Source organism: Salinispora goodfellowii (assembly GCF_059570675.1).
Window position 1 is genome coordinate 397170 of sequence record NZ_JCANTD010000001.1, and the last position, 22467, is coordinate 419636.

22 protein-coding genes are annotated in these 22467 nt (G+C 72.3%); 17 read left to right on the plus strand and 5 right to left on the minus strand.

Annotated features, from left to right (window positions below):
* Positions 1-222: 222 nt before the first annotated feature.
* From T398_RS01885 to T398_RS01910, 6 genes are read left to right on the plus strand one after another with little or no spacing between them, the layout of a single operon-like run.
* Positions 223-1965 carry an ATP-binding protein gene (locus T398_RS01885; protein ID WP_496443848.1) on the plus strand — a complete coding sequence of 581 codons (1743 nt, stop codon included), beginning with the start codon at positions 223-225 and terminating at the stop codon, positions 1963-1965.
* 13 nt (positions 1966-1978) lie between these two features.
* Positions 1979-3127, plus strand: a complete 1149-nt coding sequence (locus T398_RS01890; protein ID WP_496443850.1) for an exonuclease SbcCD subunit D — start codon at positions 1979-1981, stop codon at positions 3125-3127.
* Positions 3127-5601: an AAA family ATPase gene (locus T398_RS01895; RefSeq protein ID WP_496443852.1), complete on the plus strand. Its 2475-nt coding sequence runs from the start codon at positions 3127-3129 to the stop codon at positions 5599-5601. Before T398_RS01890 ends, T398_RS01895 begins: the two co-directional genes overlap by 1 nt.
* Positions 5602-5629: 28 nt before the next feature.
* Positions 5630-6616 (plus strand): hypothetical protein, encoded by a 987-nt coding sequence (locus tag T398_RS01900; protein WP_496443854.1) that lies wholly within the window; start codon positions 5630-5632, stop codon positions 6614-6616.
* Positions 6616-7473, plus strand: a complete 858-nt coding sequence (locus tag T398_RS01905; RefSeq protein ID WP_496443856.1) for a spermidine synthase — start codon at positions 6616-6618, stop codon at positions 7471-7473. Before T398_RS01900 ends, T398_RS01905 begins: the two co-directional genes overlap by 1 nt.
* Before the next feature lie 59 nt (positions 7474-7532).
* Positions 7533-7922 (plus strand): VOC family protein, encoded by a 390-nt coding sequence (locus T398_RS01910; RefSeq protein WP_496443858.1) that lies wholly within the window; start codon positions 7533-7535, stop codon positions 7920-7922.
* Positions 7923-8306: 384 nt separating this feature from the next.
* Here the strand turns inward: T398_RS01910 and T398_RS01915 are convergent, their stop codons facing one another.
* A complete protein-coding gene (locus T398_RS01915; RefSeq protein WP_496443860.1) occupies positions 8307-9458 on the minus strand; it encodes a hypothetical protein in 1152 nt (383 codons plus the stop codon).
* Between the two features lie 144 nt (positions 9459-9602).
* Here T398_RS01915 and T398_RS01920 point away from each other — a divergent pair, with 144 nt between their 5' ends.
* The 5 genes from T398_RS01920 (at position 9603) to T398_RS01940 (ending at position 14475) form a co-directional block, all read left to right on the plus strand.
* Positions 9603-10523: a DNA-3-methyladenine glycosylase family protein gene (locus T398_RS01920; RefSeq protein ID WP_496443862.1), complete on the plus strand. Its 921-nt coding sequence runs from the start codon at positions 9603-9605 to the stop codon at positions 10521-10523.
* A 151-nt stretch (positions 10524-10674) separates the two neighbouring features.
* Positions 10675-11145 carry a GNAT family N-acetyltransferase gene (locus tag T398_RS01925; RefSeq protein WP_496443864.1) on the plus strand — a complete coding sequence of 157 codons (471 nt, stop codon included), beginning with the start codon at positions 10675-10677 and terminating at the stop codon, positions 11143-11145.
* A gap of 115 nt (positions 11146-11260) precedes the next feature.
* Positions 11261-12370, plus strand: coding sequence for an ATP-dependent DNA ligase (locus tag T398_RS01930; protein ID WP_496443866.1), 1110 nt, complete (start codon positions 11261-11263; stop codon positions 12368-12370).
* A 31-nt stretch (positions 12371-12401) separates the two neighbouring features.
* Entirely contained in the window at positions 12402-13973 is a 1572-nt protein-coding gene (locus tag T398_RS01935) for an alpha/beta hydrolase (protein WP_496443868.1), read from the plus strand.
* Between the two features lie 49 nt (positions 13974-14022).
* Positions 14023-14475, plus strand: a complete 453-nt coding sequence (locus tag T398_RS01940) for a GNAT family N-acetyltransferase (protein WP_496443870.1) — start codon at positions 14023-14025, stop codon at positions 14473-14475.
* 4 nt (positions 14476-14479) lie between these two features.
* Here the strand turns inward: T398_RS01940 and ligD are convergent, their stop codons facing one another.
* Positions 14480-15505: a non-homologous end-joining DNA ligase gene (ligD, locus tag T398_RS01945; protein WP_496443872.1), complete on the minus strand. Its 1026-nt coding sequence runs from the start codon at positions 15503-15505 to the stop codon at positions 14480-14482.
* Positions 15506-15552: 47 nt separating this feature from the next.
* Between ligD and msrB the strand changes: the two genes are divergently transcribed.
* The 5 genes from msrB to T398_RS01970 all read left to right on the plus strand — a co-directional run bounded on the left by msrB (position 15553) and on the right by T398_RS01970 (position 18473).
* Positions 15553-15963 carry a peptide-methionine (R)-S-oxide reductase MsrB gene (msrB, locus tag T398_RS01950; protein ID WP_496443874.1) on the plus strand — a complete coding sequence of 137 codons (411 nt, stop codon included), beginning with the start codon at positions 15553-15555 and terminating at the stop codon, positions 15961-15963.
* Between the two features lie 143 nt (positions 15964-16106).
* On the plus strand, positions 16107-16367 hold the full coding sequence (locus T398_RS01955) for a metallothionein (RefSeq protein ID WP_496443876.1): 261 nt from the start codon (positions 16107-16109) through the stop codon (positions 16365-16367).
* A gap of 142 nt (positions 16368-16509) precedes the next feature.
* A complete protein-coding gene (locus T398_RS01960) occupies positions 16510-17091 on the plus strand; it encodes a TlpA family protein disulfide reductase (protein WP_496443878.1) in 582 nt (193 codons plus the stop codon).
* A 1-nt stretch (position 17092) separates the two neighbouring features.
* A complete protein-coding gene (locus tag T398_RS01965; RefSeq protein WP_496443880.1) occupies positions 17093-18016 on the plus strand; it encodes a cytochrome c biogenesis CcdA family protein in 924 nt (307 codons plus the stop codon).
* Positions 18000-18473 carry a GNAT family N-acetyltransferase gene (locus T398_RS01970; RefSeq protein ID WP_496443882.1) on the plus strand — a complete coding sequence of 158 codons (474 nt, stop codon included), beginning with the start codon at positions 18000-18002 and terminating at the stop codon, positions 18471-18473. The genes T398_RS01965 and T398_RS01970 overlap by 17 nt, the downstream gene beginning before the upstream one ends.
* A gap of 22 nt (positions 18474-18495) precedes the next feature.
* Here the strand turns inward: T398_RS01970 and hemQ are convergent, their stop codons facing one another.
* The 3 genes from hemQ to hemE are packed head-to-tail and all read right to left on the minus strand — an operon-like array spanning position 18496 to position 21706.
* Entirely contained in the window at positions 18496-19197 is a 702-nt protein-coding gene (gene hemQ / locus T398_RS01975; RefSeq protein ID WP_496443884.1) for a hydrogen peroxide-dependent heme synthase, read from the minus strand.
* Positions 19194-20603 (minus strand): protoporphyrinogen oxidase, encoded by a 1410-nt coding sequence (gene hemG / locus T398_RS01980; RefSeq protein ID WP_496443886.1) that lies wholly within the window; start codon positions 20601-20603, stop codon positions 19194-19196. The genes hemQ and hemG overlap by 4 nt, the downstream gene beginning before the upstream one ends.
* A gap of 5 nt (positions 20604-20608) precedes the next feature.
* On the minus strand, positions 20609-21706 hold the full coding sequence (hemE, locus tag T398_RS01985; protein ID WP_496443888.1) for a uroporphyrinogen decarboxylase: 1098 nt from the start codon (positions 21704-21706) through the stop codon (positions 20609-20611).
* Between the two features lie 162 nt (positions 21707-21868).
* Here hemE and T398_RS01990 point away from each other — a divergent pair, with 162 nt between their 5' ends.
* Positions 21869-22462 carry a DUF3000 domain-containing protein gene (locus T398_RS01990; RefSeq protein ID WP_496443890.1) on the plus strand — a complete coding sequence of 198 codons (594 nt, stop codon included), beginning with the start codon at positions 21869-21871 and terminating at the stop codon, positions 22460-22462.
* Positions 22463-22467 lie beyond the last annotated feature (5 nt).

Consider the following 22467-nt stretch of genomic DNA (forward strand, 5'->3'; position numbering starts at 1 on the left):
GGGGCGCACCGCCGCCATACCCCCGTCGCCCCCGCCCAACCCGCTCGTCGTGCACCGCCCGTCACCCCCGCCCAGCACACCCGTCCCGCACCGGCCCAAGGCGGAGGTGGGCGGCAGGCACGGCGTGGTCTCCGCCGCGTCACGTGGCGGCCGGTCGTAGGTCTCGGGCAGGATGCAGGGCGTGCCTGCCGACCTCGCCCCCCAGCCCCACGGAGTGACCCGATGACCGACGACGCCGTGGATGGCCCGGGCGAGCTGGTCGGCCGGGTGCTCGGCACCGCCGACGCCACCCCGCTGCAGTTCTGGACGGCGGTCTCCCCCACCAGCTACCTGCAGCTCGACGACGTCGTGGCCACCCGCCGCGAGCTGCCGGACCGGGAGCCGGTGACGATCGCCGGGGTGGTCACCCAGGTGCGCGCCCGACACGAGGGCGCCCAGTTCGACTCCGACGTCTTCGCGATCGCCGACGGCATGCTCCCCGCCCAGGTGCAGGAGGCCGCCGAGATCACCACCACCCGGGTCGACCCGGAGCTCTACGTCCCGCCGTCGCCGGGCGCCGTCGTGCACCGGGCCGAGGGGGACGCCCGAGCCCGGGCGCTGCACTTCGACCGGATGGAGCGGCGGATCCCGATGGGCACCGGCCGCGACGGGGTGCCGGTCTACCTCAACGCCGACTTCCTCGACGGCACCCGGGGCGCGCACGTCTCCATCTCCGGCATCTCCGGCGTCGCCACCAAGACCAGCTTCGCCACCTTCCTGCTCTACTCGGTCTTCCGCTCCGGCGTCCTGGGCGGGGACGCGGTCAACGCCAAGGCGTTGATCTTCAACGTCAAGGGCGAGGACCTGCTCTTCCTCGACCACCCCAACACCCGGCTGGACGAGTCCACCCGCACGGCGTACGCCCGGCTCGGCCTGGACGCCGCGGCCTTCCCCGACGTACGCGTCTACGCTCCGCCCCGGGCCGGCGACGCCACCGGCACGCCGGATGTGAGCAGTCGGCTCAGCGGGGTGGACAGCTTCTACTGGACGCTCGACGAGTTCTGCGCCGACCGCCTCCTGCCGTACGTCTTCGCCGACGCCGACGACGAACGCCAGCAGTACACGATGGTGGTGCACTCGGTCACCGCCCACCTGGCCCGGTACGCGCAGCCCGCCGACGGCGGGGTGAGCATCGACGGGGTCCGCCTCGGCAGCTACGCCGACCTGGTCGATCACATCGTCGAGCGGCTGAACGACGACGAGACCCGGGGCGACTGGGCCGGCAGCGCGGTCGGCCTCGGCACCGTCAACGCCTTCGCCCGCCGGTTGATCGGCAGTAAGAAGGACCTGTCCCGGCTGATCCGCGGCGATCTGGCCACCCGGCGCCCGCATCGGATCAACACCGCGGAGTCGGCGCAGGTCACCGTGGTCGACCTGCACAACCTGCCGGACCGGGCGCAGCGGTTCGTGGTCGGCGTGACGCTCAAGAGCGAGTTCGAGCGCAAGGAGAAGACCGGCACCGCCAAGCCGCTGCTCTTCGTCGTCCTCGACGAGCTGAACAAGTACGCCCCCCGCGAGGGCTCCTCCCCGATCAAGGAGGTGCTGCTGGACATCGCCGAGCGGGGCCGCTCCCTCGGGGTGATCCTGGTCGGCGCGCAGCAGACCGCCAGCGAGGTGGAGCGGCGCATCGTCACGAACTCGGCGGTCCGGGTGGTGGGTCGGCTCGACCCGGCCGAGGCGTCCCGCCCCGAGTACGGTTTCCTCCCGCCGGCGCAGCGGCAGCGGGCACTGCTGGCGAAGCCGGGCACGATGTTCGTCAACCAGCCCGACATCCCGGTGCCGCTCTGCCTGGAGTTTCCGTTCCCCGCCTGGGCGACGCGGGTCGCGGAGGCAGGCGCGGTGCCCTCCCAGACCCTCCGGTCGATCACCCAGTCGGCCGACCCGTTCGCCGTGGTGGGCTCCGGCGACGACGACATCCCGTTCTGAGGTGATTTGAGCCGTGAAGATTCTGCACACCTCCGACTGGCACGTCGGCAAGGTCCTCAAGGGGCAGTCCCGGGCCGACGAGCACAAGGCCGTCCTCGCCGGGGTGATCGAGGTGGCCCGGCGGGAGGCGCCGGACCTGGTCATCATCGCCGGCGACCTCTACGACACCGCCGCCCCCACCCCCGAGGCGACCCGGTTGGTCACCCGGGCGCTGACCGCGCTGCGCCGTACCGGTGCCGACGTCGTCGCGATCGGCGGCAACCACGACAACGGCGCGGCGCTGGACGCGCTGCGGCCCTGGGCCGACGCCGCCGGGATCACCCTGCGGGGCAACGTCCGCGAAGACCCCAACGAGCACCTCATCGACGGTACGACCGGCGGCGGCGAACGCTGGCAGGTCGCCGCGCTGCCGTTTTTGTCCCAGCGGTACGCGGTTCGGGCCGTGGAGATGTATGAGCTGACCGCCGCCGAGGCGAACCAGACGTACGCCGACCACCTGGGGCGGATCGTCGCCCGGTTGACCGAGGGCTTCACCGAGCCGGACCGGGTGCACCTGGTCACCGCCCACCTGACCGTGGTCGGGGCGGCGACCGGCGGCGGCGAGCGCGACGCCCACACCGTCCTCGGCTACGCGGTGCCGGCGACGGTCTTCCCCGGCACCGCGCACTACGTCGCCCTCGGTCACCTGCACCGCGCCCAGCGGGTCGACGGCGGGTGCCCGATCCGCTACAGCGGCAGCCCGCTGGCGGTCGACTTCGGCGAGCAGGAGAACGTCCCGTCGGTGACCGTGGTCGAGGTGACCGCCACCACGGCAGCCCAGGTGCGCGAGGTGCCCATCCCCGCCGCCGCCACCCTGCGGACCGTCCGGGGCACGCTCGCGCAGCTCGCCGAGGTCGAGGTGCCGGACGCCTGGCTGCGGGTCTTCGTCCGGGAGCAGCCCCGGGCCGGCCTCCGCGAGGAGGTACAGGAGCTCCTCCCCCGCGCCCTGGAGATCCGGATCGATCCGGAGCTGGTGCCCGCGCCCGGTGGCGGTGCCCGCGTCGCCCAACGCGCCGGCCGGTCACCGCGGGAGCTGTTCGGCGACTACCTGGACGACCGGGGGCACGCCGACGACGACGTCCGGGGGCTCTTCGACGAGCTCTTCGAGGAGGTCGAGCACTGATGCGGCCGATGCGACTGGATCTCGACGGCTTCACCGTCTTCCGCGCGGCGACAACGATCGACTTCACCGACGCCGACTTCTTCGCGCTGGTCGGGCCGACCGGCTCCGGCAAGTCCACCGTGTTGGACGCCATCTGCTTCGCGCTCTACGGCACCGTACCCCGGTGGGGCGGCACCCGCGGGTTGGCGAACGCCCTCGCCCCGTCGGCGGCCGAGGCGCGGGTCCGGCTGGTCTTCGAGTCGGCCGGTGACCGCTACGTGGCCACCCGGGTGGTCCGGCGGGACAGCCGGGGCAACGTCAAGACCTCCGGCGCCGGCCTCCAGCTCATGCCGCCCGGCTTCGACCCGGCCAAGCTCGACACCGGGCTCAGCCCGGAGGACCTGGGCGAGGTGCTCGCGGGCACGGTCGCCGAGATGGAAGGCGCGGTACTGACGGCGGTCGGGCTGCCGTATGAGCAGTTCACCAGCTGTGTGCTGCTGCCGCAGGGGCAGTTCGCCGACTTCCTGCACGCCCGACCGGCGAAACGGCAGGAGATCCTGGTCAACCTGCTCGGCCTCGGCGTCTACGAGCAGGTGCGGGAGAAGGCGGGGACCCGGGCCAGCCAGGCCGAGGCGAAGTTCGAGGTGGTCAACCAGACCCTCACCGGCCTCACCAATATCGACGACGCCACCCTCGACGAGGTGTCGACCCGCGTCGACCAGATGCGGGAGCTGGCCACCGCCGTCACCGCCGCCGTTCCCGAACGCGCGGCGGCGCACACCGCGGCGCGGGAGGCGGGCGCGGCGCTGACCGCCCTCGACACCGACCTGGCCGTGCTCGACGCCGTACGCGCCCCCGCCGGGGTGGCCGAGGTCGCCCGGGCGGTGGCGACCGCGCAGACCGACGCGGACGAGGCCACGACCGTGGTGGCGCTCGCCGAGGAGCGGGAGGAGAAGCTTCGCGGCGAGCTGACCGCGGCCGGCGACGAGAGCGCGCTACGCCTGCTGCTGCGGGCGTACGACGACCGGGCGGGGCTGGCCGGCGAGGCCGAGACGGTCCGGGCGGCGGTGGCGGCGGCCCAGGCCGGGCACGCGGCGGCGACGGCGGAGCTGACCGCGGCACAGGCGGCGGCCGAGCGGGCCGAGGCCGACCTGGCGGCGGCCTTCCAGGCGCATGAGCAGGCCAAGGCGACCGACCTGGCGATGGCGGTGCGGGAGCCGCTGCACGACGGGGCCACCTGCCCGGTCTGCGAGCAGACCGTCGCCCAGGTCCCGGCGATCCCGGCCGAGTCGGCGGTGTCGGTGGCGGTCGCGGCCGGTAAGGCGGCGCGGGCGGCCAGCGAGGCGGCCAAGGCCACCGTGGCGCAGCGGGACGGCGCCGTCCGCGAGCGGGAACGGGAGCTGGTGGCGGCGCGGGTCCGGCAGGAACAGCTCGACGCACGGCTGGCCGCCCTGCACACCCAGCTGGCCGACGCCCCGGAGCCGGCGGCGCTGCACCAGGCGGTGGCCGAGCACGGGCGGCTACGGCAGGAGTTGGAGGAGTCGGCGGCGGCGGTCCGCGCCGGCCGGGACGAGGCCCGCCGGGCCCGGGCCGCGGTCGGCACCGCGCAGGAACGGCTCCGCACCACCTGGCGGGCCTTCGACGCGACCCGGGACGGGCTGGCCGGCTTCGGCCCGCCGGCCACCGACCGGGAGGACGTGGCGGCGGCGTGGACGGCGCTGACCGGCTGGGCCGCCGCCGAGGTGGCGCGGCGGCGCTCCGAGCGCGCCGACCGGGTGGCGGCGGTCAGCGCGGCCGAGGCGCAGGTGGCCGCGGTCCAGGCGCGGATCGGCGGGCTGTTCGAGGCGGCCGGGGTGCCGGCCACCGACGACCCGGGCCGCGACGCCGCGGTCGCCCTCGAACGGGCCGAGGCGCAGCTGCGGGAAGTGACCCGCCGCCGGGAGCAGGCCGGTGAGCTGCGCGAGCAGCGCGCCACCTACGAACGTGAGGCGCAGGTGGCCCGCGCGCTCGCCGGGCATCTGCGGGCGAACAACTTCGAACGGTGGCTGCTCGCCGAGGCGCTCGACCTGCTGGTGGACGGGGCGTCGACAATCCTGCGCGAGCTCTCCGGCGACCAGTACGACCTGGTCCACGACAAGGGTGAGTTCTTCGTCGTGGACCACCACGACGCCGGCCTGCGCCGGGGCGTACGCACCCTCTCCGGCGGGGAGACCTTCCAGGCGTCGCTGGCGCTCGCACTGGCCCTGGCCGAACAGCTCGCCGGGATGTCCACCACCGCGGCCAGCCTGGAATCCATCGTGCTGGACGAGGGGTTCGGCACGCTCGACACGGCCACCCTCGACACGGTGGCGGCCACGTTGGAGAACCTGGCCGCGCGGGGCGACCGGATGGTGGGCGTGGTCACCCACGTGCCGGCGCTGGCCGAGCGCATACCGGTCCGCTTCGAGGTCCGCAAGGACGCCCGGTCGGCCCGGATCGAACGGACCGGCCGGTGAACGCCGACAGCGGGCGGGGGCGACCCGGGTGACCCGCTTCTTCGTCGACGCGTGGGACCCGGGGTACGGGGCCTCATTCGAGGCCGCCGCCGGCGGACCGGCCGCGCCCAGCAACGCCCAGGTCGAGGCCGACCACGAGCTGCCGGCGGCCGACTGGCGGGCGGTCGGGCCCCGGCCCGGCGTGCACCCCCCGGCCGTGGTGCTCCTCGTCGACGGGGTACGCCGCAACGACGCCAGCCTGTGGCTGACCGAGCCCGACGGGGTCTCGTACCCGGGGCTGGCCGCCTCGTACGCGGCCGGGGTGGTCCGCTGCGACCTGGAGCGCGGCTCGGCCCAACTGGCCGGCGCCCGGGTGGAACGGGGGCTCTTCACCGCCAGCCCGTCCGCGGTGGATGTGCGCGCCGGCAACGTCCACTACCCGGTGCACCAGGTCGGCGGCAGCGGCGAGCTGGCCAAGCTGCCGGCGGCGGTGCAGGGGCCGCTGACCGCGCTGGAGGTGGCGGTCTCCAGCGCCGCCCGCAGCGACGACGATCTGCTGGTGGTGGACGGGCCGCTGCGCAACCGACGGCTCCTGCCCCGCACCCTCGGCTACGTGAAGACCCAGCACAGCCAGTACCTGGACGCGCGGCTCACCGCGGTGGTCACCGGGCTCACCGCCGGGCAGCGCTCCCCGGTGTTCCGGCTGGGCACCGCGTGGGGCGGCTGGTCGTGGTACCTGCGGCTGCCGGTCGCCGGGGGCGCCCCGTGGGCGGGCATCGTCCGGGTGGAGTGCTCCACCGAGCTGGACATCGCGGCGGCGGTCGCGTTGGCGGACCTGTCCGTGGTGACCCTGCCCCGCTTCGCCTCCACCCCGTACAAGGACCCGCGGGCACCGCAGAACCTGATCCCCATCGCCGGCCTGGAACGCCGGCTGCGACGGATGATCGGGGACTCCCGGCTGCTGCACCGCGCCCTGGTCGCCGCCGCGCGCAGCGCCACGCCCGCCGCCGCGCAGCCACCCGGCGGTGCGCTCTGATGGGGCGGCAGCGCTCCGCCGACCGGGCGGCCGTCGAGGTGGACACGGGGGTGGCCGAGCTGGTCCCCGACCCGGACCGGGCGGGCTCCTGGACGCTGCTGCTCGACGGCGCCCCGCAGTCCCACGTGGATCTCACCGACCCCACCCACCTGGAGTTCGAGTACGTGCGCCGGCTCGGCGCCGCGATCGACCTGCTCGCCCCGGCCGACGCCCCGCTGCGCCTGCTGCACCTCGGCGGCGGCGCGCTGACCCTGCCCCGATATGTCGCCGCCACCCGTCCCGGCTCGACCCAACGGGTCTGCGAGATCGACGGCGCGCTGGTGGAGTTGGTCCGCCGGGAGCTGCCCTGGCCCCCCAACCCACGACTACGGGTACGCGTCGCCGACGCCCGGGAAGCCCTCACCGGCCACCGGGACGCCAGCACCGACATCGTGGTCGCCGACGTCTTCGCCGGCGCCCGTACCCCCGCCCACCTGACCTCGGTGGAGTTCGCCGCCGAGGTGGCCCGCGTGCTACGACCGGGCGGCTGGTACCTGGCGAACATCGCCGACGGCCCGCCGCTGCGGCACGCCCGCCAGCAGGTCGCCACCGTCCGGTCGGTGCTACCCAAGGCGGTGTTGGTCGGCGACGCCGCGGTGCTGCGGGGCCGCCGCTTCGGCAACCTCGTGCTGCTCGCCGGCCGCAGCACCCCGCCGGTGCCCGAGCTGACCCGGCGGGTCTCCGGCGACTGGTTCCCGGGCCGGGTGCTCGCCGGCGAGGAACTGGTCCGGTTCACCAGCGGCGCCCCGGTCGTCCACGACACCGACGCCACCGACTCCGCACCACCCCCGCCGGGGATCTTCTCGGTCGGCGGTTGATCCGGCGCACCCCGGCCGGCCACTTTCGACTCGTCCGCAGCGTCTATACGAGGGCAAAAATGCCGACGAAACAGCTGAAAGTTGGCCTGCGGGTACGCGATCTGGACCGGTCGTTCGATCTCTACCGACGGCTCGGTTTCCGGCACCTCCCACAGCCCGAGCAGACGCACCTGCGGTACCTGACCTACGGTCACACCTGGCTCATCCTGTCCGATCTGCACCAGCACGGCTATCACCACGCCGAGCGCGGGCAGCAGACCAGACAGGGCCCGGTCGGGCTCGGCTTCGTCCTCGTCGTACCGACCACAGATCTCGACGCGACGTGGCGGCTCTGGCGGGAGGAGGGCCTGACCGTGACCCTCGACCCGGAAGACGTCGGCTGGGCGCGCATCTTCTACGGCCTGGACCCGGACGGCTACGAGCTCATGTTCGAACAGTTCCCCGGCTAGCACTGTGACCATGAACGTTCGCAATGTTGGTGGAGACGCCGTCTAGCCTGTTGGCCAGGCGTTGGTCAGGCTGTGGTGGTGGCAGATCCTGTATGCGTGCGGCGGCTGTGATCAGGAAGGTCAGCAGCTGCTGCGAATCGATCGCCGGGGAACCGGCTGACCGATCCGACTGCGACGGGCGATGATCGTGCTCGCCTCGGCCGGCGGGAACCGGCGCCGGCTATCGCCGCCCCCACGACCTCATCACCGCCGTGACCAGCACCTATCCGACAACGCAATGACCCTGCCGCTGAAAACCTTCACCGAAACCATCTCCTGCGTCATCGGCCTACACTTCTACCGAATGCTCACTGAATAAGCCTCTAAGGCTGCATGACGAGGCATTTAGTACACAAGGGTCAGTCCGACTCTATCGCTAAATTGATTCAGCGAGCCCGGGGCGGGCCTTCCAAGCAACTTATCCACCGCTTCATTTCGGCGTTGGCTACCGAGCCCAACACCCACCCGCCGCAGGGTCGGCATTTCCACAAGCGGTCGGAATGCCGCAACGGGCAACTTCGACTCCGTAACCAGCAACTCCTCGAGCTTGGGCACACGACATAGCGGCTCCAGCGAATCCACTCCACGCAGGCCTCGCATTTCCGTCAAGTCGACCCTCCTCAGCTCAGCATGCGGGCTCAAATCCGGCAACCGAGCCACCTTCGCTAGAGCGTCGAGCCAGAGCCACTGAAGGGATCCGAACTCAGCGAGGAATTCAACCTCGGCGACTCCCCGAACTCCCCGCAGCGCCAAGTAACGCAGCATCTCCGTCCTTGGCAGCCAGGTGTTCGACTTGTAACTTCCCAGAGTCAGGGCCAAGGATTCCAGGTTCGGAAACTCAAGCCCGCCTAACAACCCATCGAGGGCGCAGCTCCAGAGAGCCAGGGCCTGTAGCTGCTGGTTTGACCGCAGTAGTTCAGCCAAGCCTTTCGAATGACCTCTAATTCGCAGCTTCCGTATGCACGGAAATCGCATTAAAGGCCGTAGATCAAGCGAACGATTGGTCTGGCCCACATCGATGCAGCTCAGGTCGACCGGCAGCTGCCTCAGCCCTTCGAGATTGTCGACGTAATGCAGACCATCGAGGCTGAAGCTGGCAAGGTCCGGAAACCAGCGAAGGAACTCAAGACTAGCGAGCTCCTGGTCGAAGCCATAGGCCCTTAGGGTGACATCAGGATTATCCCTCAGAAAATCCGCTAAAGCGCGATAGTCACTGCCACTCAGCGGCTGGTTGAATTGAACCACTCCAAGATCGCCCCGCCCTGAGTTGAGCAGCTCAACATCAAGGGGAGGTTGAATCTGGACAAAACGCTCCACCTTGCCGCCTTTGATGGGTAGCAGTGCTGGGTGGTCAAGGTCTCGCACCCAATCGCGTACGGCGGTGAAAATACACGCCCCGGCAGCACCGCGCTCCACCTGCTCCCATCCAGGACCCCCAGGATCCCGGCGCCATCCGGTCTCGTCAACGATCCGGTCGATCCAGTTCATTGTCTTCACGTAACGGAACCGCACGGTCTCCGCCAGGGACAGGTCAGGCTGCCGCGCGCACTGCACTCCCGCAATCCCGGGGAGAGCCAGCCAGGCCACAATCCGCGTACCCGCCGGCGGCAGTTGACCGGGCCCGGTGGCAGCATTGTCGGGGTGTCCGGGACCGAACCCACCGCCCGCCGGTTGCTGCACCCGCCGGCCGGGTACCGGCTGGCCGCGTCGGTCCGGCCCCTCACCTTCAGCCCGTACGACCCCTGCGCCCGAATCGTCGCCGGGACGCTCTGGTGGGCCACCCGCACCCCGGACGGACCCGCCACCCTCGCCCTGCGTCCCGACGCCGGCCACCTGGTCGCCGAGGGGTACGGCCCCGGCGCCGACTGGGTGGTGCACCAGGCCGACGCCCTCGCCGGCCTCCGGGACGACCTGACCGGCTTCGCCGAACTGGCCGCCGCGCACCCGGTGGTGGCCGACCTGGCCGCCCGGCACCGGGGGCTGCGGCTGCCGACCAGCGGCCAGGTCTTCCCCCGGGTGTTCCGGGCCATCCTCGAACAGCGGGTGACCGGCAAGGAGGCGTACCGGGCGTACGCCGCCACCGTCCGCCACTTCCGGGCGGTGGCCCCCGGGCCGATGCAGCCGCTGCTGTTGCCGCCGGCGCCGGCGGCGGTGGCGGCCACCCCGTACTGGGCCTTCCACCCCCTCGGGATCGAACAGCGCCGCGCCGACACGCTGCGCCGGGCCGCCGCGGTGGCCGACCGGCTGGAACGGTGCGCCGACTCGGCCGAGGCCACCCGCCGGCTCACCGCCGTCCCGGGGATCGGCCCGTGGACCGCGGCGGAGGTGGTCCGGGTCGCGTACGGCGATCCGGACGCGGTGTGCGTCGGTGACTACCACGTACCGAACACGGTCGCCTGGGCCCTCGCCGGCGAGGCGCGCGGCGACGATGCCCGGATGCTGGCCCTGCTCGAACCGTTCCGGGGCCACCGGGGTCGGGTCTGCGTCCTGCTGGCGGCGGCCGGGATCACCGCTCCGAAGTTCGGCCCGCGGGCACCGCTGCGCTCGTTCGCGCGCTTCTAGCCATCTCGCCGACGTGCAGCGGCGGGCCCGAGCCGACACGACACCACCACTCGCCATATCCAGCAGTAACGATATTCACCAGCTCCGGTAGCTGACTGTCGTCAAGGGACTCGGGCACCATGGGGTCGCGGCGCTGTGGTTGGCTGAGCCGGTGACCGCCCGCCCGCTGATCGCTCCCGCGACCCCGGCCGACGCCGGGGAGATCCTCACCGTCCAGCTCGCCGCGTACCTGGCCGAGGCGCAGCGCTACGCGGACCCGTTCCTGCCGCCGCTCACCGAGACCCTGGACGAGATTCGGGCCGTGCTCGCCGGCCCGCAGATGGTGCTCACCGCCCGGCTGGGCCATCGACTCGTCGGCTCGGTCCGGGTCCGCGTCGATGGCGTCACCGCCGCCATCGGCCGGCTGGCGGTCGCCCCCGACCAGCAGGGCCGGGGCATCGGTGGCCGCCTGTTGCGCGCGGTCGAGACGGTGGCGGGCGCGCAGGTGAGTCGGTTCACCCTGTTCACCGGCGCGGAGAGCGTGCAAAGTCAGCGGCTCTACGAACGCTCCGGCTACCGGTTGGTGGGCCACGACAAGGACCCGAACGGCGTGCCGCTGGTGCTGCTGGAGAAGAGCTGCTGACTCCAGCAGCCCCGCACCCACCCGGGGCAACGGGCTGCTCGGCGGCCAGGAAGGGGGCGGCCGTGGCTGGTGTTCCTCCCCCCGGCTGTCGGTGCCGTCTGGTTGACTGGTCGCCGTGAAGCTGCCGATCAGCCCGCCGGTCGAACCGATGCTCGCCAAGAGCGTCCCGCGGATCCCGACCGCGACCGGGATGACCTACGAGCCGAAGTGGGACGGCTTCCGGTGCATCGTGTTCCGCGACGGCGCGGAGGTCGAACTGGCCAGCCGGGGCGGCAAGCTGATGACCCGCTACTTCCCCGAGGTGGTCGAGCAGGCCCGCCGGCAGCTGCCCGAGCGCTGCGTGGTCGACGGCGAGTTGATCGTGATCCAGCGCGATCGGCCGGGCGGGCAGCCCCGGCTCAACTTCGAGCTGCTGGCCCAGCGCATCCACCCGGCCGCCTCCCGGGTGAACCTGCTCGCCGAGACCACCCCGGCGGATTTCGTGGCGTTCGACCTGCTCGCCCTCGCCGACGAGTACCTCCTGGAGCAGCCCTACCCGCAGCGACGGTCCCGGCTGGAGGCGGCGTTGGGCGGTGTCGCGCCTCCGATGCACGTCACCCAGATCACCACCGACCCGGCCACCGCGCGCCGCTGGTTCGACCGGTTCGAGGGGGCGGGGCTGGACGGCCTGATCGCCAAACCCGCCGAGCTGCCGTACGAGCCGGGCAAACGCCTGATGTTCAAGGTCAAGCACAAGCGTACGGTCGACGTCGTGGTGGCGGGTTTCCGCTGGCACAAGTCCGGCCCGGTCGTCGGCTCACTCCTGCTCGGGCTCTACGACGACGTCGGCGTCCTGCATCATGTGGGGGTGAGCGCATCGTTCCCGATGGCCCGCCGGAAGGAGCTGGTGGACGAGTTGGCGCCATACCGGGGCGCTGTCGCCGACCATCCCTGGGTGCACGGCGACCACCAACGCGGCCAGCGCATCCCGGGCGGGGTCAGCCGGTGGACCGGCGGGAAGAACCTGGAGTGGGAGCCACTGCGGCCGGAGCTGGTGGTCGAGGTGAGCTACGACGCGATGGAGGGCGACCGGTTCCGGCACACCGCCCAGTTCGTCCGGTGGCGCCCGGACCGCAAACCCCGCTCCTGCCGTTACCACCAGCTCGACCGTCCGGTCCGGTTCGACGTGGATCAGGTGCTCCGGGGCGACCCGGAACGCGGTGGCCCCACGTCCGCGCCGGCGTAGCCGGCTAATCCGACCCCGAAAGGTCCACCCCGTGGTTCGCACCCCCACCCGCCGGTTCGCCCCGGCCGTACTCCTCCTGGCCAGCACCTTCCTCGCGGCCGGCTGCACGCTGCCGGCGCTCGCGCCGCGCACCGAGGCCCAGCCCTCGGGACCGTCCGGCACCGCGCCGGGCTGGCAGGCATGTCCGGAGGTGGCCGAGGAGTTGGTGGGGCGTAGCGCCCCGGGCATGCGCTATGAGTGCACCCGGATCCAGGTTCCCCAGAACTGGGCCGACGGCACCGCCGCCACCGCCGGCCCGGGCGCCGGGGAGACCTTCGAGATCGCCCTGCTGCGGGCCCGGTCCACGAACCAGCGGGACCGGATCGGCTCGCTGCTGATCAACCCGGGTGGGCCGGGTGGCTCCGGCGTGGACACCGCGGTCTACCTCTCCTTCCCGGCCGCGCTCGGCGGCCTGCCCGCCACGGTCACCGACCGCTTCGACATCGTCGGTTTCGACCCGCGTGGGGTGGCCCGTTCCAGCCCGGTGGAGTGCATCTCGGACGCCAACCTCGACGCCAGCTTCGGCTACGACCCGGATCCGGAGAGCCAGCAGTCCTTCGACGGTCTCGTCGCGCTGAACCAGCGGATCGGGCGCGAGTGCGGCGACCGCTACGGCGACCAGCTCGCGCTCTACGGCACGGAGCAGGCGGCCCACGACATCGACGCGATCCGGGCTGCCGTCGGCGACGAGAAGGTGACCTATCTCGGCTACTCGTACGGCACCCTGCTCGGCGCCACCTACGCCCAGCTCCACCCGGAGCGGGTGCGGGCGCTGGTGCTGGACGGGGCGGTTGACCCTCGGCTGGACCAGGTAGCCAGCTCGGAGAGCCAGGCCAAGGGCTTCGAGCGGGCCTTCGACAACTTCTCCCTGTGGTGTTCCACCAACGCCGACCGCTGCCCGATCGCCCCGAGCGCACGGGAGGCGGTCACCTCGGCGATCGACAAGGCGCGGGTCTCCCCGGTCCTGGGCGACGATGGGCGGGAGGCGACGCCGGGGTGGATCTTCTACGCGGTGGTCTCCTCGCTCTACACCGAGGCCGGCTGGGAGCAGCTGGCCCAGGCGATCGACGAGTTGGCGGGCGGGGACGCGACCGGGGTGTTCCGCCTCGCCGACGGGTACGCGGGTCGGGAGCCCGACGGCACCTACTCGAACCTGTTCGACGCGAACCTCGCGGTGAACTGTGCCGACGAGGAGGAGAGGCCGAGCCGGGAGCAGATCCGGGAGCTCCAGTCGCAGTGGCGTGAGCAGTACCCGCTGTTCGGCCCGGCGCTCGCGGTCGGCCTGCTCGCCTGCGCCGAGTGGCCCGGCGGCCGGGACCCTTACCCGACCGGGGCCGCGGACGGGGCGCCGCCGATCCTGGTGGTGGGCACCACGGGGGATCCGGCGACCCCCTACGAGCAGACCCCGGCGCTGGCCGAGATGCTGGGCGTGGGTCGGGTGCTCACCTGGGAGGGCGAGGGGCACACCGCCTATCCGCAGACGGACTGCATCAGCGCGGCAGTCGACGCGTACCTGGTTGACCTGACCGTGCCGGCCGAGGGGAAGCGCTGCCCACCTCAGTAACGTCGGTCGCGGGGTGCGGCGGTTCTCGCCGCTGTGGCATTCTCCCCGGATGAGCGATGTGATCTTCCGGGCGGCGGTCCGGGCCGACCTACCCGCCGTGCTCGACCTGCTCGCCGACGACCCGCTGGGCCGGGCGCGCGATGTCGGGCAGGTGGACGCCCGCTACGAGCAGGCGTTCGCGGAGATCACCGCCGACCCGCGTAACCAGTTCGTCGTCGCCGCGGTCGGGGGTGAGGTGCTGGGCTGCATGCAGCTCACCTACATTCCTGGGCTCAGCCGGCACGGCGCCGAGCGGCAGTTGATCGAGTCGGTCCGGGTCCGCTCCGACCAGCGCGGACGGGGGCTGGGTGGACAGCTGATGGCCTGGGCGATCGACCAGGCGCGGGCGCGCGGGTGTGCGCTGGTCCAGTTGACGACCGACAAGTCCCGGCAGGAGGCGCACCGCTTCTATCTGGGTCTCGGTTTCGTCGCCAGCCACGAGGGCATGAAGTTGCCGCTGTGACGGCTCAGCGGGGGCGGTCTCGGGCCTTGGACGGCTGCACCCGCTTCGGTTCCCCGGGCATCTTGGGGTGCTCCGGCGGGTAGGGCAGGTCGCCCTGCCCGTTGGCGGCGTCCCGCTCGACCCACTCCAGCAGGGGTGTGATGTCCCACGGGGCGTGGTCGATGCCGGCGTGCGGGTCGCCGCGCTCGGCCAGCCGCGCCGGCACGCTGCGCAGGTCGAAGTCGTCCGGTTCGGCGTCGGCCAACTCGTCCCAGGCCAGCGGGGCGGAGGCGGTGGCGCGGGCGTTGGCCCGCAGCGAGTACGCGCACGCGATCGTCCGGTCCCGGGCCATCTGGTTGTAGTCGACGAAGACCCGGGCGCCACGTTCCTCCTTCCACCACGCGGTGGTGACCAGCTCGGGGCGGCGCCGTTCCAGCTCCCGGGCCAGGGCGATGGTCGCCCGGCGGACCTCGACGAAGGTCCAGCGCGGCTGGATCCGCAGATAGACGTGGACACCCCGACCGCCGGAGGTCTTCGGCCAACCGGAGACCCCCAGCTCCGCGAGGATCCCGCGGAGCTCGGTCGCCGCTTTCGCCGCGTCGGCGAAGTCGGTGCCGGGCTGCGGGTCGAGGTCGATCCGCAGCTCGTCGGGGCGGTCCGGCTCCGCGGCGCGGACCGGCCACGGGTGAAAGACCACGGTGCCCATCTGGGCTGCCCACGCCACGTGAGCCAGATCGGCCGGGCAGAGCTCGGCCGCCTTCCGACCGCTGGGGAAGCTGATCTGCGCGGTGCGCACCCAGGGTGGCACGCCGCGGGCCGGCACCCGCTTCTGGAAGAAAGCCTCCCCCTCAATCCCCTCGGGAAAGCGTTGCAGGGTGGTCGGCCGCTCGCCGAGCGCCCGCATGATGCCCGGCCCGACGGCGAGGTAGTAGTGGAAGACGTCGGCCTTGGTGAAGCCCCGTTCTGGGAAGACCACCCGACCGGGGCTGCTCAGCCGGACCCGCTGCCCGGCGACCTCGATCTCTTCGGCTGCGGCTTTGGTGCCACCCATTGCGCGACCATATGCGACGGCGCCGACATTCGACGTACTGTTGGCCGGTGAGTCTCGATGACAGTGAACTGCCCCGCACCGAGGACGAGTGGCGGGTCCGGCTCAGCCCAGAGGAGTTCCGGGTGCTGCGGGAGCACGGCACCGAGGCCCCGGGGAGCGGCGAGTACGTGGACACCAAGACCCCGGGGGTCTACCACTGCCGCGCCTGCGGGCTGGAGCTGTTCAGCAGCGATGCGAAATTCGACTCGCACTGCGGCTGGCCGAGCTTCGACGATGCCATTCCCGGACGGGTTCGGGAGGTCGAGGACCGGAGTATGGGCATGGTTCGGACGGAGATCCGCTGTGCCCGCTGCGACAGCCACCTGGGGCATGTCTTCACCGGTGAGGGCTTCACCCCCAAGGACACCCGGCACTGCGTGAACTCGGTGTCTCTCCGGTTGGAGCCACGCGACTCCTGACGGCTCCAGCCCGCGCACCCGGACCCCGACCGGCCGCGCACACCGCGGATGTCGATTGGCCGCACCGGTTTGCCGATTCCGGTTGCCGGCACCGAGTGGATGTTTAACGCTTATCTCCGGTATCCGTACTTTGGGGGAATAGCATGGCGACCTGTGAGGTCTGCGAGAACGACTACTGGTTGACGTTTGAGGTACGTACGATCAGCGGTGACGTGCACACCTTTGACAGCTTCGAGTGCGCCGCGCACAAGTTGGCTCCGATCTGCGAACAATGCCAGGTCAAGATCGTAGGCCACGGCGTCGAGGTCTCCGGCCGCTTCTTCTGCTGCGCGAACTGTGCCCGGATCAAGGAGGGAACCGAGGGCGCCCAGGTCCGCGACTCGGTCGGAGCCCGACCCTCCTGAGCGGACGGGGACAGCGGGGGCAGGCCCGGCTCATCACTCCAGGTGACGGTTTCGGGGCGGAGACCGCCGTGGTGGCGTTCGGGGCGCCGACGTTAGCGAGCGGTAAGAAGACTCGGTGCCACACCCGGGCTAACATCCGGACATGCGCACCATGACCCGGTCAATCCCGATCGCACTGACCATCGTTCTTGCGCTCTCCGCCTGCGGGAGCTCCGAGGACACCGCCGCGGGTGACGAGCCCACCAACGCCCCGACGACCGCGTCCACCAGCGCGCCCGCCAGCACCGCGGCGAGCCCGACCGGCGAGCCGGCCGCCGAGGTGCCGCAGGCCCTCGACTTCACCGCCCGCACCATCGACGGTGACACGTTCACGGGGGCCAGCCTCGCCGGCAAGCCCACCGTCTTCTGGTTCTGGGCCGCCTGGTGCCCCAAGTGTCGGGGCGAGGCCAGCTCGGTGGCGGCCGTGCAGCAGGAGAACGCCGACCGGGTGAACGTGGTCGGGGTGGCCGGGCTCGGCAGCGGTGACGACGCGATGCGCCGATTCGCTCAGGACACGGGCATCGAGGGCTTCCCACAGCTGGCCGACGACGCGGGCGAGGTGTGGCAGCGGTTCGAGGTGGTCTCGCAGCAGTACTACGTGCTGCTGGACTCCACCGGCAAGGTCGTCCACAAGGGTTCGCTCTCCCAGGCCGACCTACGCGAGCGGGTCGCGGAGCTGACCTGAGATGGTTGACGCCCCCTACGGTCTCGCGCTCGGCGCCGGGCTGCTCGCCGCCGTCAACCCGTGCGGCTTCGCGCTGCTGCCGGCGTACCTGTCGATGCTGGTGCTGGGGGACAGCCCGGCGGACGGCCGCGGACCGCTCGCGCCGGTGGGTCGGGCGTTGGCCCTGACGGCCGCCATGACCCTCGGCTTCGTCGCCGTCTTCGGTGGGTTCGGGCTCCTCGCCGGCCCTGCCGCCGACGCCCTGGCCAGCCGCCTGCCCTGGGTGTCGGTCGCGATCGGGCTCGCCCTGATCGCCACCGGTGGCTGGCTGGTCGCGGGCCGGGCGCTACCGACCTTCGCCCCCCGGATCGCCAACGGTCCCGAGGTCCGGCGCAGCTTCGGATCGATGGTCCTCTTCGGTGCGGCCTACGCGATCGCCTCCCTCGGCTGCACCATCGGACCGTTCCTGGCCGTGGTGGTCGCCGGATTCCGGGCGGGCAGCCCGCTCGCCGGGGCCGGGCTCTTCGTCGCGTACGCGGTCGGGATGGGGCTGATGGTCGGCGCCGCCGCGCTCGCGGTCGCGCTGGCCCGGGAGTCTCTGGTCCGGCGCACCCGGCGGGCCGGGCCGCTGCTCGGCCGGGTCGCCGGCCTGCTCCTGGTGCTGACCGGCGGCTACGTCGCCTGGTACGGCTGGTACGAGATCCGGCTCTTCGCCGGCGGCGACGTCAACGACCCGGTGATCGACGCGGCCGGTCGGGTGCAGGCCACGATCAGCGGGTGGGTGGACGGTCTGGGCCCGTGGACGATCGGGGCCGCGGTCGCCGCGCTGCTCGCGGTGGCGGTCGCCGGCACGCTGCTTCGCCGGCGGCGCTCCGCCGCCCGGCAGCCGGCGTCGGCGTCGGCGTCGGGCAGCGACCTACCATCGCAGGATGCCGCCCGCCACTGAGCTCCGGACCGCTGCCTTCGCCAACCTGTCCGCCCGAGCCTTCCATGACCTGCTCCGGCTGCGCGTGGACGTGTTCGTGGTGGAGCAGGGGTGCCCATACCCGGAGTTGGACGGCCGGGACGTGGAGCCGGGCACCCGCCATCTCTGGCTGGAGCAGGCCGGGGCGCCGGTGGCGTACCTGCGGATCTTGGCCGGCCCGAACGGTCGGCGACAGATCGGCCGGGTGGTGGTGGCGAAGGAGGCGCGCGGCGCGGGGTACGCGGGCCGGCTGATGACCGCGGCCCTCGTGGAGGTCGGCGAGAGCCCGTGCACCCTCGAAGCCCAGTCGCACCTGGTCGAGTTCTATGCCCGGCACGGGTTCGCGGTCGACGGGCCGGAGTACCTCGAAGACGGCATCGCGCATACCCCGATGCGCCGCGATGACGCTCCCCACCGCAGGTCTGAACAGAGAGTCTGACCTGCGGTGGGGAGGAGCGCGGTCAGGGCAGGCTGGCGATGATGTCGGCGATCGCGCGGCGCCGGCCGGTGTAGAACGGGAGCTCCTCCCGGACGTGCCGGCGGGCGCGGGAGGCCCGCAGGTCCCGCATCAGGTCAACGATGCGGTGCAACTCGTCGGCTTCGAAGGCGAGCAACCACTCGTAGTCGCCGAGGGCGAACGAGGAGACCGTGTTGGCCCGCACGTCGGGGTAGCCCCGGGCCATCCCGCCGTGCTCGGCCAGCAGCTCCCGCCGCTCCGCGTCCGGCAGCAGATACCACTCGTACGAGCGGACGAAGGGGTACACGCAGAGATAGTCCCGGGCCTGCTCACCGGCGAGGAACGCCGGGATGTGGCTCTTGTTGAACTCCGCCGGCCGGTGCAGCCCGAGCTGGGACCAGACCGGGGTCAACGTCCGCCCCAGCGTGGTACGCCGGAACCGCAGGTACGCGTCCTGGAGCGCGTCACTCGACGAGGAGTGCCACCAGATCATCAGGTCGGCGTCGGCGCGCAGCCCGGCCACGTCGTACATGCCCCGAATGGTCACGTCCTCGCCGGCCAGTTCGTCGAAGAAGGCGGTCGCCTCCGCGGTGACGTTCTCGCGTAGTGACGGCAGGGCGTGGTTCGCCCGATACACCGACCACATGGTGTACCGGATCGTCGCGTTCAGCTCGTTCAGCCGGGCCGCGTTGGTCTGCTCGGTCATATCCCGGAACCCTTCAGTGCAGTGATGATCTCGTCGGCCGCCGCCGTGCCGGAACGGATACAGACCGGAATCCCGACGCCGTCGTAGCCGGCTCCCGCCAGCGCGAGGGTTGGCCGCTGCGCCCGCAGCGTCGCCCGTGCCGACGCCACCCGCTCCAGGTGGCCCGGCGCGTACTGCGGCAGCGACCCACCCCAGCGCTGCACATGGGTGGCGATGGGGGTGGGCAGCTCGGCACCGAGCACCGCCGACAGTTCCCGGTGCACGGTGTCGACGAGCTCCCCGTCCGGGCGCTGCAGCTGCGCCTCGTCCCCGTACCGGCCGATCGAGGCGCGGACCAGGGTCAACCCGTCGGGCCGGCGCAGGTGCCCCCACTTGGTGGTGAAGAAGGTGGACGCCTTCATCAGTAGCCCCTCGCCGGCCGGGACCAGCAGGCCGGAGAGCCCGGGCAGCTCTGTCGCCGGCAACGCGAGGGTGACCAGGGCGATGCTGGCGTAGGCGAGGTCTCCGACGTTCTCGGCGGCAGCCGGGGCGACATCGGCGAGCAGTCGCCCCGCCGGCCGGGCCGGCACGGCCAGCACCACGGCGTCGGCGTGGACCTGCTCCGCGTCGCCGTTCGGGCCGACGGTCAAGTGCCAGCCGGCACCGGCCGGGGTCAGCGCCCGGACCGTCGCGTTCCGCCGGATCGTGGCGCCGCTGGTCGACGCGGCGGCCTCGACCAGGGTGCTGAGGCCACCGGCCAGGGTGCCGAAGAACGGCGTACCGGGTGACCGCGGCGCCGCCGCCTGCGCCGCGCGGACCGCGCCGACCAGGGTGTGTTCGATCCGGACGGTTCGGGTCAGCGCGGGCATGGTGGCGGCCAGGGAGAGGTCGTCGGCGCGGCCGGCGTAGACGCCGCCGAGCATCGGCTCCACCAACCGGTCGACGACCTCGTCTCCCAGCCGGGCCCGAACCAGCTCGCCGACCGTGACGTCCGCGTCGGGGGGAAGTAACGGCCGGCCGGTGTCCACATCGGCCGCCGCGGTCGGGCGGGCCACCGCCGCCACCGCCGCGAGGTCCCCGGGTACGCCGATCAGCGTGCCCCGGGGCAACGGGTGCAGTTCACCGCCGACCAGGAGTGCCGCCTGCCCGACGGTGGGGTGGACGATGTCGTCGGCCAACCCCACCCGGCGGATCAGGGTCACCGCCGCCGACTCCCCACCGCCCGAGTCGCGCATCAGGAACGCTTCCGCGCCGAACTCCACCGGAGCGCCGGCCAGTGCGCCGGTGCGCAGCTTGCCACCGAGGGAGTCACCGCGCTCGTAGACCGTCACCTCGGTGTCGGCGGGAGCGTGGTCCCTCAACTGGACGGCGGCGGCGAGGCCGGCGATGCCACCGCCGACCACCGCGATCCGCCACGGTGTCGTCATGCCACTCAGCTCCTTCTGTCTTCCCGAGCGGTCAACTCGTGGACCAGGGCCACCAGCCGGGTCAGGACGTCGGGGTCGGTCTCCGGTAGCACCCCGTGGCCAAGGTTGAAGATGTGTCCGGGGGCGGCACGCCCCTGCGCCAGCACCCGTCGGACCTCGGCCTCAAGCACCGGCCACGGGGCGAACAGCAGGCACGGATCCAGGTTTCCCTGCACCGCCCGCTGCGGGCCGACCCGGCGGGTGGCGACATCCAGCGGCGTACGCCAGTCAACGCCGACCACGTCAGCGCCGGCCTCGCCCATCGCGGCTAGCAGCTCGCCGGTGCCCACCCCGAAGTGGATCCGGGGAACGCCGGCGTCGGCGAGGCCGGCGAGGACCGTCTGTGAGTGCGGCAGCACGTACCGGCGGTAGTCGGCCTCGGAGAGGGCACCGGCCCAGGAGTCGAAGAGCTGCACGGCGGAGACGCCGGCGTCGATCTGCACCTTCAGGAACGCCAACGCCACCTCGGCGAGCCGGCCGGCCAAGGCGTGCCACAGGTCCGGGTCGCCGTACATCAGGGCCTTGGTCTTCGTGTGGTTACGCGACGGGCCCCCCTCGACGAGGTAGCTGGCGAGGGTGAACGGGGCGCCGGCGAAGCCGATCAGCGGGGTCGCACCCAGCTCTCCGACCAGCATCCGGACCGCTTCATCCACATAGTGAACATCGTCGCGGGTGATCGGCCGGATCCGCTCCACGTCCGCCGCGGCGGTGACGGGATCGGTCACCACCGGGCCCGTGCCCGGGACGATGTCCAACGCCACCCCGGCGGCGGCGACCGGCACCACGATGTCGCTGAAGAGGATCGCCGCGTCAACCCCGTGCCGGCGCACCGGCTGGAGAGTGATCTCGGTAATCAGTTCCGGCCGGCGACAGGACTCCAACATCGCCACGTTCGCGCGGATCTTCCGGTACTCCGGCAGTGAGCGGCCCGCCTGCCGCATGAACCAGACCGGAGTGTGCGGGCCGGGCTCGCGCCGGCACGCGCGAACGAAGGGAGAATCGGCCGGATCGCCGGGGCGCGGCCCCTCGTCTCGGGCGGCGGCGCCCGTGGTCTCGGTGCTCATCGTGGCCCATCGTGCCACGCCGCCCGCCCCGTCCCGCCGTCACCGTCACATCGTGTGATCCGCGCCCACAAAACGACATTCGGGTCCGGACGTGATCGCCAGCTGCCCCGGTTCCCGGCGTGCCGCCGAATCGGCTGACCCGGAGACCCTTACGCTTCAGTAATGACCCCCCCGACCGCGCTCCCGGAGACGTTCGCCCACGCGGTTGACGGGCTGCGATCGGCCGCCACCCGGGCCGAGATCCAGTTGGAAGAGGTCGGCGCACCCCAACGGCTGGCCCCCTTCGCCTTCGCCCTCGCCGCGACCGTCCTCCGGGACGACGACGAGGTGGCGACCGGACGTCTGATCCTCCTCCACGACCCCGCCGGGCACGAGGCGTGGCAGGGCACGCTCCGACTGGTTACGTACGTCACCGCCGAGCTTGAGGTGGATCTGGCCGCCGATCCGCTCCTGCCGGAGGTGGGCTGGGCCTGGCTGACCGACGCCCTCCGGGTGCGGAACGCCCGGCACCGGGCGATCGGGGGGACGGTCACGCAGACCATGTCCACCCGGTTCGGTGACCTGGCTGGGCCACCCGCGGCCGGCGATGTCGAGATCCGGGCATCCTGGACACCGATAGATGACGCACTCGTTCCGCATCTGCACGCCTGGTGCACCCTGCTCGCCTCGACCGCCGGCCTCCCGCCACCCGGGGTGACGGCGCTCCCTGAGCGCCGCCCCACGACCCTGAGCGCCGCCCCACCGGCACGACCCTGAGCGCC